This is a genomic window from Streptomyces sp. NPDC104371, from assembly GCF_055583785.1.
This window is the reverse complement of record NZ_JBVJNF010000001.1, coordinates 62,759-75,421: the sequence shown is the minus strand read 5'-3', so window position 1 is coordinate 75,421 and position 12,663 is coordinate 62,759. Positions and strand designations below refer to the sequence as shown.

The 12,663-nt window shown below is 70.5% G+C and carries 8 protein-coding genes and 2 CRISPR repeat arrays (1 of these 10 running past the window's edge); all 8 genes read right to left on the bottom strand.

Translation table 11 applies throughout. The annotated features are described in order from the left end of the window. A CRISPR array of direct repeats spans positions 1-251; the repeat unit is 28 nt; unit sequence GAGCTACCCCCGCGGGTGCGGGGACGAC (it extends 2,523 nt beyond the left edge of the window). 21 nt (positions 252-272) lie between these two features. The 8 genes from cas2e to cas3 all read right to left on the bottom strand — a co-directional run bounded on the left by cas2e (position 273) and on the right by cas3 (position 10,627). Continuing rightward, a complete protein-coding gene (gene cas2e, locus ACZ60T_RS00385) occupies positions 273-617 on the bottom strand; it encodes a type I-E CRISPR-associated endoribonuclease Cas2e (RefSeq protein ID WP_469663094.1) in 345 nt (114 codons plus the stop codon). Beyond that, positions 614-1,597, bottom strand: a complete 984-nt coding sequence (gene cas1e / locus ACZ60T_RS00380; protein WP_469663092.1) for a type I-E CRISPR-associated endonuclease Cas1e — start codon at positions 1,595-1,597, stop codon at positions 614-616. Before cas1e ends, cas2e begins: the two co-directional genes overlap by 4 nt. Further along, positions 1,590-2,375 carry a type I-E CRISPR-associated protein Cas6/Cse3/CasE gene (gene cas6e, locus ACZ60T_RS00375; RefSeq protein WP_469663090.1) on the bottom strand — a complete coding sequence of 262 codons (786 nt, stop codon included), beginning with the start codon at positions 2,373-2,375 and terminating at the stop codon, positions 1,590-1,592. Before cas6e ends, cas1e begins: the two co-directional genes overlap by 8 nt. A gap of 4 nt (positions 2,376-2,379) precedes the next feature. Further along, complete coding sequence (gene cas5e / locus ACZ60T_RS00370) at positions 2,380-3,180, bottom strand: type I-E CRISPR-associated protein Cas5/CasD (RefSeq protein ID WP_469663088.1); 801 nt, start codon at positions 3,178-3,180, stop codon at positions 2,380-2,382. Beyond that, positions 3,177-4,355 carry a type I-E CRISPR-associated protein Cas7/Cse4/CasC gene (gene cas7e, locus ACZ60T_RS00365; RefSeq protein WP_469663086.1) on the bottom strand — a complete coding sequence of 393 codons (1,179 nt, stop codon included), beginning with the start codon at positions 4,353-4,355 and terminating at the stop codon, positions 3,177-3,179. The genes cas5e and cas7e overlap by 4 nt, the downstream gene beginning before the upstream one ends. A 120-nt stretch (positions 4,356-4,475) precedes the next feature. Next, positions 4,476-5,657 carry a type I-E CRISPR-associated protein Cse2/CasB gene (gene casB / locus ACZ60T_RS00360; RefSeq protein WP_469663085.1) on the bottom strand — a complete coding sequence of 394 codons (1,182 nt, stop codon included), beginning with the start codon at positions 5,655-5,657 and terminating at the stop codon, positions 4,476-4,478. After that, positions 5,654-7,345, bottom strand: a complete 1,692-nt coding sequence (casA, locus tag ACZ60T_RS00355; RefSeq protein WP_469663083.1) for a type I-E CRISPR-associated protein Cse1/CasA — start codon at positions 7,343-7,345, stop codon at positions 5,654-5,656. The genes casB and casA overlap by 4 nt, the downstream gene beginning before the upstream one ends. A 330-nt stretch (positions 7,346-7,675) precedes the next feature. Next, on the bottom strand, positions 7,676-10,627 hold the full coding sequence (gene cas3 / locus ACZ60T_RS00350; protein ID WP_469663081.1) for a CRISPR-associated helicase Cas3': 2,952 nt from the start codon (positions 10,625-10,627) through the stop codon (positions 7,676-7,678). A gap of 472 nt (positions 10,628-11,099) precedes the next feature. After that, positions 11,100-12,287: a CRISPR direct-repeat array (repeat unit 28 nt; unit sequence GTCGTCCCCGCACCTGCGGGGGTAGCTC). Between the last annotated feature and the right edge of the window lie 376 nt (positions 12,288-12,663).

Here is a 12,663-nt window from a genome sequence, read left to right as displayed (position 1 = left end):
GGACGACGCCCGGCACGACAGGTCGTCGTCGACCACGGCGGAGCTACCCCCGCGGGTGCGGGGACGACACCCCGGACCAAAACCCCGATTCCGTAAGGCAAGAGCTACCCCCGCGGGTGCGGGGACGACGGGCCCTTGAGCGTGAATCCCGGCGGCGCCAGGGAGCTACCCCCGCGGGTGCGGGGACGACGCTGCCCGCCGTGCTCGCCGGTCCTGGAAGACCGAGCTACCCCCGCGGGTGCGGGGACGACACTTCGTGACCTGCGGTGTTGTCAGGGGATCATGTCATTTTGCTTCACCTCGTTCGAGGGCCGCCAGGGCTGTCCGCTCTGGCGAGGGCGGGCCAGGAGGGTCAGGCCGTCGAAGTCGACGGGGGTCCAGCGGTCGCGGCCGGCGGTGCGGGCGGACCAGCCCTGTTCCGTGGCCGCCGGTTCGATCATGACGGCCTGGCCGTCGCGGATGCGCTCGGCGAGGACGCTCCAAAGACGTTCACGGATCCGGGGATTGGGGTTGCCGACGTAGACACCGGCGGTCAGTTCGACGAACCAGCGGGTGAGGTGTCCCCGGAGCCCAGGGGGTGCCGCGATGAGCACGATCACGGTCGTCCCGGCGCTCACGGGGTCGTCCCTTCGGGGCTGGGGTCGGTGGGTTCCGGGATGACGTCGAGGTGGTGCGTGGCGCTCCAGTTACGGCCGCCGCGGACGACGGTGTCGCCGTCGTCCCAGAGGACGCCGAGGTCCTCGTCCGGCAGGTCGCCGCCGTCGGGAACGAGGAGCTGCTTGACATCGGCGACGACGCGGGGCAGGAGTTTGCCCCGCACGACAGCGTCCCGCAGAGCCGTACGCGCGTCACGCTCCGAGGTGAGGCCCTGCGCGGCGAGGTCGAAGGCGAGGGGGATGGTGTACTCGGCCTTGTACAGGTCGGCTACGTCCAGAACGAAGGAGAGGGCGTTGCCGGTGTGGACGAAGCCGAGGGCGGGGCTGGCGCCCAGTCCGGTGACGGCTGCATGGCAGATGCCGTAGAGGGCCGAGTTGGCTGCGGACAGAAGCCGGTTGACGTCGTCGCCGGCGGCGAACGCGTCCCCTGGCTTGTAGTCGCGTTTGGTCCAGGGCACCCCGGTCCGCTCGGAGTGCTGGGCGTAGAGCTTGCGGATGCGGGTGCCTTCGCGGCCGCGGAGCTGTTGGAGGGTCAGGCCGGTGGTGTCCTCGCCGGGGAAGCGCATGTCGTACATGCGGCGGGCGACGGCGACGCGTTCCTTGGGACGTGTGACCAGCCAGGCCTGGCGGAGCTGGAGTCGGGAGCCGCGCGCGGTACTGGTGCCGGTGGCGTAGAGACGCACGCCCTGCTCGCCGACCCAGCACACGGCGGTGCCGGAGTCGGCGAGCAGGGTGACGGCGGGGTGTGTGACCCGGCTGCCGGGACCGATGAGGAGAACGGCGAGCCAAGCAGCCGGGACGTGGACGGTGCGTGCCCTGTTGACCAGGACGATGGCGTTGTCGTCGCGGTCGATGTGACAGCGCTCGGCGTAGAGGCTGGTGATGCGGTCCTCAAGCCGGTGGAGGTCCTGCGGTCCGGTCCGCCACCAGGGTTCAGCCATGGTTCGCCTCGGTGGTGCGGATCGGGGCGAGGGTGAGCAGGCCCTGTCCGTAGCCTTTGGCGGGGCCTATGCCGTCGAGGAGGGTGGCGCGCAGTGTGTCGGGGTCGGTGACGCGAAGGCGTCCTTCGAAGGTGGCGGTGGACAGGGTGACGCGGGGGCCGTCGGGGCGCTTGCGGAAGCGGAGGATGTCGCGGCTCACGATGGTCACTGCGGGGCCGGCGGACAGGTCTTGGCCCTCGGTCTGCAAGCCGGGGGCAGGGGGAGTGGCGGTGGCGTCGGGGATGGTGAATCCGTGGCGTTCACACCGCTTGAGGAGCCATTCGAGCTGCTGGGCGGCGGTGCGGTGGGCTACGCGGAAGCCGCGGTGGCGGCTGCCGTTGTCGGCACTCTCCTTCAGGCGGGCGGCCTGCTGTTCGCTCGGCCGGCTGGGCCGGGGGACGTTGTGGACGGGGTTGGCGGTGAGGCGGAAGCCGAACTCGCGGCCGCGCACGAGGTGTTCCAAGACAGGTGTGTAGTCGGCGACGAGCGGGTCGCCTCCATCGGCTCCGGGCCAGCCTGCGTCGTCGACGAGGTGGGCCCAGGAGGGGCGGTTCTCGGTGAGGACGAGGATCTCGGCTCGGTGTGGGGTGTTGCTGTCCAGGCGCCACAGAACGCGTTCGGTGACGGGCTGTACGGCCAGTCCGGACAGGATCGCCGCGTGCAGGCGGTGCGGGCTGGAGAGCAGGGCCAGGGCGGCGCGGCGGGCCGGGTTGAGGGCGATTTTCGACAGGTAGGGCATGTGGTCACCAGCCCAGGAGGGCGAACGGGTCGTGGTCGGGCTGTCCGGCGGTGCCGGTGTCCGCTGCGCAGTGGGCCGGCTGGGTGCGGCCGGTGGGCACGGTGACCCAGAGGTGACGGACGGTGCGCTGGCCGAACCGGGTTCCGGTCTTGAGGTCGTAGGTGTCAGGGACGTCGACGGTGCGCTGGTCACCGGTCGGGTCATCGACGGTGGCCTCGAGGGACACGGTGGTGCTGTGGGTCTGGCGGCGGCGGTGGCTGCCCGCCTGCCACGGCACGTTCTCCAGGGCTTCCTTCAGCCGGGTGTCGGCGCGGAGTCCCAGGCTGACGGGTCCGGTGGGCGGGCAGGAGCGGCGGCCGAGGGAGAGGGGGAAAACGGGGTTGCGGACGGCTTCTTCCAGGCCCTGCATCAGGGCTTTCGGACCGCGGAGGGCGGCGACGAAGACGGCGTCCTGGAGGTAGAAACGCTGGGTGACGCCGGTGTACTTGGGTGGGGTGGTTCTGGTCTGCTGTCCCTTGGTGTTGGCCTTGGCCGACAGCAGTGGCAGCCCACGGTAGTCGCTGTAGGTGTGGTAGTCCCGCAGCAAGGTGCCGGGCTGGTCCACCCGGACGCCGAGTTGCAGGCTGACGAGATCGGTGAGGGAGGCCTCGCGTGCGCGGCCTTCGGCGGCGGCCAGGAGGCCGAGGACGCCGGACTTGGTCGGCTGGGGGCGGGTTTCACGACGGTTGTAGCGGGACGGTCCGCCCCAGGACTGGAGCGGGGCGGCCAGCCGCAGCACGAGGACGGCGTGGTCGGTGCCGGTCATCGGGCGCCGGCCTCCGCGGTCTCGGCGGGGGCGATTTCGCCTTCGGTGAGCCAGTCTCCGACCAGGGCGCCGACGGACTCGAGCAGGGCGGGGAAGGGCAGGGAGGAACCGAAGACCTCGGTGATCTTGTCACCTTCGGTGGTGTAGGTGGCCAGGGTCCGCAGCGGGTTGTTGCCCCAGGTTTCGCCAACCGCCTTGAGTTCGTCGGCGAGCCGGACGACGGATTCCGAGGCCAGGCCGGTGACACCGGTGACCGGCTCCTCGTAGGCGGAGACCAGGTTCACCGGCTGGTCGGTACGGACAGTCAGCAGCACCAGGTGGGGCAGGGTGCGGTGGGCGAAGGAATTCTGGTGCCCGGTGGGCATGGACCGGGCGAACGCGTCGACGAACCGGACCGCGGTGCTGCGGATCTCCTCGCTGTCGGTGAGGTTGTCACGCAACTGGTGCACGCCGAGGACGGCGTAGCGGTACAGAGTGGAGGAATTGAACTCGACCGTGCCGATCATGCCGGCGCCGTGGTCGTCGGTGTTCTCGTCGTCGACGGCGGTGTAGTAGTCGAACTCGGTGCGTACGGCATGGGTGGACAAGGCGTGCGCGACCTGGACGGAGGCGTCCACGTTCAGGGCGGGCAGGTCGGCGATCATGCGGCCGAACAGGGCGACCTCGGCCGGGTGCCCGGTGGACAGCGTCTGGACGACGGCGAGATTCTTCACCTCGTTCTTGAGGTCGTCGTCGGGCAGGGCAGCGAGCTCGTCGGCTCGTCCGTCGAGCAGCCGGACCAGGGCGTCGAGCTGCTTCTTGCCGAAGAACAGCAGGTAGGCGGAATGGTCGTCCTTCTTGGTGGACTTGGCGATGCCGAGCGGCTCCAGCAGGGCGGCGGCCAGGCGGTCGGCCTGCTCGCCGGTGAGGTCGGCGCCGACCTCGGCGGCGGGGCGGGCAAGGCGCTGGGCGAGGAGGGCGGCGATCCGCTTGGTGCGGGTGGCCCGGTCGGCCTCCGGCACGTGCTTGGCGTACTCGGTGCGGGTGGCCCGCTTCCACGCCTGCGAGGAGACGCGGGCACGGCGGGCGCCGCCGTAGACGGCCTGCTTGGGGGTGCCGGAGTCGTCCCGGTTCACATTGGACGGCGGCAGGCTCTGCAGGATGTGGACTTCGACGAAGAGGGCGGGCTGGCTCATGGCATGACTCCTTGAAGGAGGGCGCCTCATGAACGAGGCGCGAATGAAGGCGGGTTGGGGTGATCGGGTACGCCGGGACGGAAGCCCGGTGCCGTGGCCTGCTGGTCCGCCTGGGTGGCGTCAGTAAGAAGTGGCGATGTGGAAGTCGCGGTCCCACCGCTGACGGAAGCCGGTAGCGGCGTCCGGGCGGCGGGGGTCGTCCCAGGTCCGCAGAGCGGTGCGGAGCAGGTCGTAGTCGAGTCCGACTCCGGCCTGGTTCAACAGCGGGACGAAGGACCGCAGGTGCATGGCGAGTTCGTCGGCGTCGGCGGAGGTGAGCAGAACGCCGAAGCGCCGCTCCAGCGCCGCGGTGGCACCCTTGCCTTCACTGCCCGTGGCAGCCTTCTGGAGGAGCAGGCCGGCGGCGGTACCCGGGCTGTTGCCCGCGAGGTGCATACGGCGGCCGTGCGTCTGCTGGTGGCGGGCGAAGAGAGTGAGTGCGGTGTGCTCGGCCGCCAGGTCCCGGGTGAGAGAGCCCTTGTTCCGCCACTCGGACGCCATGCGGGTGCGGTGGAACGGCCACATCGCGGCGACCGTGCCCGGCTCGCGGCCGGTACCCGAGCGCAGCGCGGCCAGTTCCGCTCCGGCATCCGGGCTGTCGGGGTCGAACGTCACCCAGTACGGGGCCCGCTCCTGGCCGGCGGCCTCCCCGTCTCCCCGGCCCGGTGTGCCGGGATCGGTGTACTGCAGGCCCCAGGACCGCAGCACCCGGTTCCTCTCAGGCCTGTCGAAATGGGTCAGTTCGCGGAACAGGCGCGTGTAGTCCAGGCCGATGCCCGCATGTCGCAGGAGCGGCACGAGCCGCTGAAGGTGCTGCACCAACTCGTGGAGGTCCTGGGCGGTCGCGGCCGCGATCAGCCGTCGCTCCATGGTGGCCTCCGTCAGGGCGTCGCCATGGCGCAGCAGCAGACAGGCGGTGCCCAGACCGACACCCGGCTGATGGACGGGTTCGGACGCGGCATGCTGATGCAGCCCGAACAGGGTGAGCGTGTGGTGCTCTGCGACGTAGCGGTCCGGCAGGTCGTCGAAGCCGTCGCCCTGCAGGGGAACACGGTGGACGGACCGTATGGAGGGGACGGTGCCGGCCTCCCGGCCGACGCCCTCGCGCAGAGCCCGCAGGTTCCGTGCGACGTACTCGGAGAATTCCGGGCGCCGCCCTTCCTCGCGCGCTGACTGCCAGTCCTTGACCGCCTCTTCCCAGAAGAGCAGCGAGGCCCGGCTCGCCGCGGGACGGACGCTGGGGGTGCTGCTGGTGGTCGTCATGCTACGGCGGTCTCCTCGCGCTTGACGCGGCGTTCCTCAGCAGCTCGCGTCAGGATTTCGGCGAGCCTCTTCCGGAAGACACCGACGGCCTTGCCGCTGCGGTAGACGAACTCCTTGTCGCCGTTCTTCACCGTGCGGCCCACCACGGCCCGCGGCGGGGCTGCCGCGAGCAGGAGACCGGCCTCCCGGTCGGCGGCGATCTGCACGGACTGCTCCCACGCGAGCTGGGCGCGCTCCAGGAGTTCCTCGTCGTCCTCGTCGACGGTCCGAAGACCGGCGAGCAGACGGCGCATGGTCCCGTCGAGGGAGTGCAGGAACTGCGCGGACGGCCGGTTGCCCTTGTCACGGGGCAGCGGATCGCCACCGGCGGCGCGCCGCAGGTCATTGTTCAGACCGTCCAGGGCCCGGGCAACCTGGTCCACCTGCGCCACGCACTCCAGCAGGGCTTCACGCAGCCAGTCGTCCTGAGCCAGCAGGGCCTTCACCGGCAGGGGCAGATCATCGCCGATGGCGTTCTCCACCACGGCGGACTGCGTGCCGTACTCAAGCCCCGACGTCTCGACACCCAGCGGATACCGCTCGGACAGCACCCTGCCACCCTGCAGGTCTCCGATCTGACGCAGCAGCAGCGAAGTGTAAGGGCCGTCGCTCTGCACGGGCAGGGTCATCGCCAGGAGCGTTCCCAGGCCCTGCCAGGCAGCGCGGCCCGAGGTGTGCCGACGGGGCCGTCGGTGAGGCTGCCCCCTCTTCGGCCTGGCGGTGTGCTGCCACGCCGTGTGCGGCTCGAACTCGGGCGTCCGCGCCAGGCGGTCACCGGCCGACACGATCGCGCGGTGCACCCGCATTCCCTGCTCCGTCTCGCAGGCGATCAGACGGATCCGGCGGGCCTGGAAGGTCAGCAGGTCCAGCAGGCCGGTCGCCGGGCGCTCGGACCAGGCGGCCTCGGCCGGTGACTTGCAGCCCAGGCCTGCCGGGCGCTCGGCCCACGCCCACTGCGGCCGGTCCTCCGGCCGAAGTCCGTCGGGCAGGATCGGAGTGTTCAGCAGCAGCGTCTCGTACAGCGTCTTCCCGGTGGGTACGATCGCTCCGAACTGGCCCAGCGGTCCGGTCGGGTTGCCGGTCGTCTTCCCGTTCTTCGCCTGTGGGTCCCCCACGGCGCCGGTCTTGATCGACGCTGTGTCCCAGCAGTGCGCGTGCAGCAGCCACAGTGCCGCGTCCCCCGGCGTCAGCAGTAGCTCGTCAGCCTCGCTGAGCGCGCTGAACAGAGGAACGTTGTTCCCGGATGCCACAGACGGCACCAGCTGAGCGGCCGTCTTCGTCTCCCCGCTCAGCGCCTCCAGGCCGGCGACCTGGGCGAACGGGCGCTCTGCGTCGAACAGGCGGAACCGGTCCCCGTAGCGGGGCCCCAGGTAGTGCGCGAGTCGGTCGCGTTCGTCTTGCGAGAAGTGGCCGCGGTGGAACCGCTCACCCCACTCTCGCCGGGTACGGGGTGCCCCGAGGGCGTCGATCATCACGGGCAGCAGCAGTTGCCGGAGCACCACCGGCAGCATCGTGTGTACCGGCAGCTGGAGACGCCGGACGGTATGCGCTTCGGATAACGCGCCCACCAGGCCGACGGACTGCTCGACGCCGTCGTGGAAGACGGCGCCGAGCAGTCCGCTGTGGACGAGGTCTCCCTCGCTGGCCATGACTGTTCCCCTCCATGAGCTGACATTCCCGCGCCCTGCGGACGCGTTGACCAAGAGTCAACTCCTCGCTGACGGTGATGAGTTGATCTCAACCGGTCACTGAAAGCGTGGCACGCAATGCTTGTTACTTCAAGCGGAACAGGCGAACTCGGCAATGGGGGCCGACCGGGTCACAGTGGTTCCCGCGGGGAGCAGGTACTCTGCGCAAGGCTCGTGGAGCCGGAGCCCTCCCCGAGTACGGGGGTGTTCCCGCTTGTTACTTCGGTCAGTACGAGAAGTCGTCCCCGCAAGCGCGGGGTGAGGCGGTCCTGGCCCGGCTTCACGGCCGACTCACCTCACCTCTCGCTCGATGACCAGCCCGAGCACGTCGTGGTACGACACCCGATCCGCGCCCAGCAGTATCGTGCCGTCCTCCTCCAGTACGAGGGCTCGGTGGTAACGGAGCCAGGGCCGGTCGGCCCACCCCGGAAGCGGGCTCAACTCAGCCTGGGCGGCGTCCGTCAGACGCGGTGGGAGGCGGACGATGCCACCCATCAGTCGGTCGGTCGCCTCGTCGTCGTCCACCTCGCCGTGCACCCCGAGCCAGGTCCCGTCGACGGCTCGGAAGCCACCGGAAGACCGTCGGACGATGACCACTTCGACGGACGGCTCGCCGTCACGGACGACGGCATCAAGCTGCTCCTCGGAGGCGGCCCGGCTGCCTGCATAGTGGAGCCCCTCCAGGGTCGGAAAGGCCCACTCCCGGCGACGGCACAACAGGTACTCCTCGGCGCTCTTCTCCCGCTCCCGTTCCTTCACCTGCCACTGTTCCCACGCGCCGGCCTCGTTCCAGCCCGCCGGACAGATCTCGGCGTCCCCGTAGGCCTGTGCGACCAGACCTGGTACGTCGGCGGGAATGCTCCACCCCGATGCCGTCGGTTCGCCCGCTTCATCAGTCGTCAGAGCGCCCGCGGCCTTCGTCACCAGGGCCGCCGCCCGCAGCAGCGACCACGCGCCGTAGATCCGCTCCGAGGCACGCAGAAATCGCGGCGCTCCGTCCCTTCCGGGCGCCACGCCGGTGACCAGTACCCAGGGAACCCGGTGTACGGCCGGACGGCAGATACCACTGTGGCGGTGCAGTCTGCCGATGCGCTGCAGGAGGAGGTCGGTGGGCGCCAAGTCGGTGATCAGCACGTCGGCGTCCACGTCGAAGGACTGCTCGGCGAGCTGAGTGGCGATCACCACCATGCGCTCCGGGCGGTCGTCACCGGCCTGCGGCCCCATCAGACGCAGGCATTCCGCCGTCCGAACCGCACGGTGGGCAGCGCACAGCCGTGCGTGCAGAAGGTACAGGACGCCGTCGAAGCCTCCGTCCCGCAGATCGCGGTAGATCGCCTGAGCCCGGTCGACCTGGTTGACCACCACCAGGGCGACCCCTCCGTCGGAGACGGCATTCCGTACGGCCGCGGCGACCCGCGTCCCCGAGGGCTCCGTGTCGGGCAGCCAGTCCAGCCGCACAGGCGCCGACTCCCGCCAGGACCGCACCGCCTCCCGGGACGTCTCGGCGACCGCCCGGCCGTTGACACCGTAGGCCACTGTGACGCACGGGTACCCGGCCGGCTCCGGCACGGGTCGGTGCACGTCCGCCATGCCGAGTACGCCGGACAGGTAGGCGTCGACGAATTGCTGCCGCTGAGCGGGCGGCAGCGTCGCGGACAGCAACACCACGGGAACCCCCGCCTGCCCCAACCAGCGCAACGCCTCGACGAGGAACTGCCGCATATAGACGTCTGCGGCGTGCACCTCGTCCACGACGACGACCTTCCCGGCCAGCCCGGCGAACCGGAGCATGACGTGCCGGGTGCGGGTCGCCGCATGCAAAAGGTGGTCGACCGTGCCGACCGCGAACGCAGTGAGCAAGCCGCGCTTGTCACCCAGGAACCAGTACGCCGGCCCGTCCGCCTCGGGGCCGGCAGCTCGAGCTGCCGAAGACTGAGCGGACGTCATGCCGTAATCGGCATCCTCGTCGATCGCGCCGAAGTCGTCGTCGGCCATGTCCGTAGCGTCGTGGTGGCCCCCGTCCTCGCATCCGCACCCGCCGCCGTCCGGGCGCGGCTTCCCGTCCCAGATGGCTCGCCACCAGGCGTTGAACCGTCGGCGGCCGTGCAGAAGCGCGACCTGTGGCTCGAGTTCCGGGTCGAAGGTGCGTACCCACTGCAACACCTGCTCGTACATCGGATCGCTCGTCGCCTGGGTCGGCATCGCCACGAACACTCCGTCCAGGCCGAACCTCGCCGCCAGCACCTCGGCGGCCGCGAGCGCCGCCTTCGTCTTCCCCTCGCCCATCGGGGCCTCGGCCACCAGCAGTCCCGGCGTCGGCATCGACCATGCCCGCTCCACCAGATCCCTCTGGGACGCCCGCGGCTGCACGCCCAGCCGGTGGGTCAGCGGGTCCAGCGGGTTCTCCGGCAGGGGAAGGTCCCGCCAGCCGCCACGAAGGCGCAGCCGCTCCCACGCCGCCTCCGCACGACGGCGCGCCCCGGCAGAGGAGATCAATCCGGCGTCTGCCAGGCCGGGGAAGTGGCTGCTGTCGCTGGCGATCCAATCCGCCATCACGATCAGGCCCGACAAGGCCAGCTGCTCGGCCTTCCGCAGGGAGCCCAACGGCCGCGCATCCGCCAGGTTCTCGAAGCCGACGGCGCGCGTGAACACGTCCACGACCGCCCGCTGGGCCTCCTCCCAGGTTGCGCCCCGGCCCTGGGCCCCGCGTGGCGGCCTGAGAGCAGCGGCCGACGGAAATGCCCCGTGGTGTCCGGCGACCAGCGGCCACACCCACCCGGCGGCCTCCTCGCCGCCCCACTCGGCGACCAGCCTCGGCATCAGCAGCACGGCTCCGGCCACGTCATGTCGCCATCGCGTCTGCCGGTCCGTCGGCAGCCGTCCCCACGTCAGCCCCGCCGCCAGTACCGGCGCGGCCTCGGCCGCGTCCATGGCCTGGAATGCCGGGCATGCCTTTCCGCAGTCGTGGATGCCACACACCCACATGAACCATAGCCGCCCCCGACCGCCGCTCATCTCGTCCAGCCGCCGCCGGAACGCGGCCGACACGTACCGATCCCACATCACCCCCGCCACAGCAGCCGTGTCCAGTAGATGCCCCAGCAGCAGATGGGTCCGCCCGCCGTTGCGCGCAGCCGACTTCCCCCACAGCCGTGACACCCGCTCGACGGCCTCCGGCGACAGCCCCATCGCCTTCATCAACTCGACAACCGAAGCCTCGCTGACCACGGAAATACCCCCCATCCACCGTTCCGGGCACCATAGGCCCTGCCACTGACATCGATGCTGGCGTCACTGTGGAAGATGCCGCTGCCGGGTCGATGAGCTTCTATCGGGCGCATCTCGACCGCGCCCGGAACGCGGCCGACTTCGACACCCCGACAGCGCCGTCAACTGCCGCAGCGAGAGGTCGGTCCGCCAGTACGTGGCAACCAGCAGGCCCCGGCTCGCTTCCCTCGGTGTTGACATTGCTCAGGCTCTCGGATCAGCGCGCACTCCACTGCCCTCCGCCTCCGCGACAACAACCGCCAAGTCAGACCTGCGCTTCCCCCGCAGTTCGCCTGGGGCAGACAGGAAGGATTGGCCAACGCGGTAGGTGATTCCCTGTGCCCGTAGCCCCTACGGCCGCCGAGCACATCCACGACGGGCCAGGCCGCCCTGGCGGCCCTCGAAGCAAAATGGCATGATCCCCTGACAACATCGCAGGTCACGAAGTGTCGTCCCCGCACCTGCGGGGGTAGCTCGCCGAACTCCCCCGGTACGTCGAGCTCATGGAGGTCGTCCCCGCACCTGCGGGGGTAGCTCCCCGACCCAGGCGAGCACGAGCAGCGGCAGCACGTCGTCCCCGCACCTGCGGGGGTAGCTCGCGATGGGTTTCAGCGGCTTGGGAAAAGGACGCGTCGTCCCCGCACCTGCGGGGGTAGCTCGCAGGCAGGCGGCGGACTGGCTGGACGCACTGGGTCGTCCCCGCACCTGCGGGGGTAGCTCCCTGTCCGGCGTGCGCGACCTGTCCCTGATGACGTCGTCCCCGCACCTGCGGGGGTAGCTCGCGTTCTGGACTCAGCTACTCGCCCGCCTGTCCGTCGTCCCCGCACCTGCGGGGGTAGCTCACTGGGCAAGAAGGTGGGCCCTCTGCCTGTAGGGTCGTCCCCGCACCTGCGGGGGTAGCTCGCAGGGCCAGGGCGGCCACCGCACGCCGTTCGAGTCGTCCCCGCACCTGCGGGGGTAGCTCTCCCAGGCGAATATGCCCAACCCCTGCACACACGTCGTCCCCGCACCTGCGGGGGTAGCTCGACGGCGCTGACGGCCGTGATGGGCGCCACCGGGTCGTCCCCGCACCTGCGGGGGTAGCTCCTGGGAGCTGCACGCCGGCCGCGTCGAACGGTAGTCGTCCCCGCACCTGCGGGGGTAGCTCTGCATGAGCTGTGACCGTTCCGGCCGTGCGTGAGGTCGTCCCCGCACCTGCGGGGGTAGCTCCTGGTGGGCCTTGAGAGTGGAGAGGGCCAGCGCGTCGTCCCCGCACCTGCGGGGGTAGCTCGGCCGCGCAGGTGGCCGAGCTGAACTGACCGACGTCGTCCCCGCGTCTGCGGGGGTAGCTCGCGCTGCTCCGCCCACGGGTTCAAGATGGCCTCGTCGTCCCCGCGTCTGCGGGGGTAGCTCGGGGTGCTGGGCTCTGCCCGGCGGGCACGTCGAGTCGTCCCCGCGTCTGCGGGGGTAGCTCTCGCCCTCTCGCACGGGCAGGCGTGGACCGCCGGTCGTCCCCGCGTCTGCGGGGGTAGCTCGCGGGGCCACCGCGTGAACAGCGACACCGACCGGTCGTCCCCGCGTCTGCGGGGGTAGCTCGATGGGCACGAAGGAGACGCCCGAGCCGCTGAAGTCGTCCCCGCGTCTGCGGGAGTAGCTCGCCGGTCGCCACTCCCGTATTCATCGAGGGCGAGTCGTCCCTGCATCCGCGGGGACGGTCTTGTCTCCTCGTTGACACGACAGGCGCCGGGTGCTCGTTCGGTGCACCCGACGGTGTGGCTGACTTTCGGTGGCTCAGGTCAGAACCCCTTTCCAACTCGGGTACGAGGCACCGGGGTTGCGGCAGCACCCGCATCCGAGCGCGCCAACTACCCCGGTACCACCAGTACCGGAGCCCTGATCTTGAAGAATTGATTGAGAAGGCGTTGGCCCGGATTCGCGCTCAGTTCCCGGACCTTGACCCGCTTACGGTTCTTCGCCAGGCGCTCGGGTAGCCGCTACGCGGCGGCTACGGTGAGTTCTTCCGCAAGGCTGCC

Coding starts and splice junctions, on each gene's coding strand:
- casB (WP_469663085.1), bottom strand. CDS start 5,657: ATGACGACCACCAGCAGCACCCCCAGCGTCCGTCCCGCGGCGAGCCGG.
- casA (WP_469663083.1), bottom strand. CDS start 7,345: ATGGCCAGCGAGGGAGACCTCGTCCACAGCGGACTGCTCGGCGCCGTC.
- cas1e (WP_469663092.1), bottom strand. CDS start 1,597: ATGGCTGAACCCTGGTGGCGGACCGGACCGCAGGACCTCCACCGGCTT.
- cas7e (WP_469663086.1), bottom strand. CDS start 4,355: ATGAGCCAGCCCGCCCTCTTCGTCGAAGTCCACATCCTGCAGAGCCTG.
- cas5e (WP_469663088.1), bottom strand. CDS start 3,180: ATGACCGGCACCGACCACGCCGTCCTCGTGCTGCGGCTGGCCGCCCCG.
- cas6e (WP_469663090.1), bottom strand. CDS start 2,375: ATGCCCTACCTGTCGAAAATCGCCCTCAACCCGGCCCGCCGCGCCGCC.
- cas3 (WP_469663081.1), bottom strand. CDS start 10,627: ATGGGGGGTATTTCCGTGGTCAGCGAGGCTTCGGTTGTCGAGTTGATG.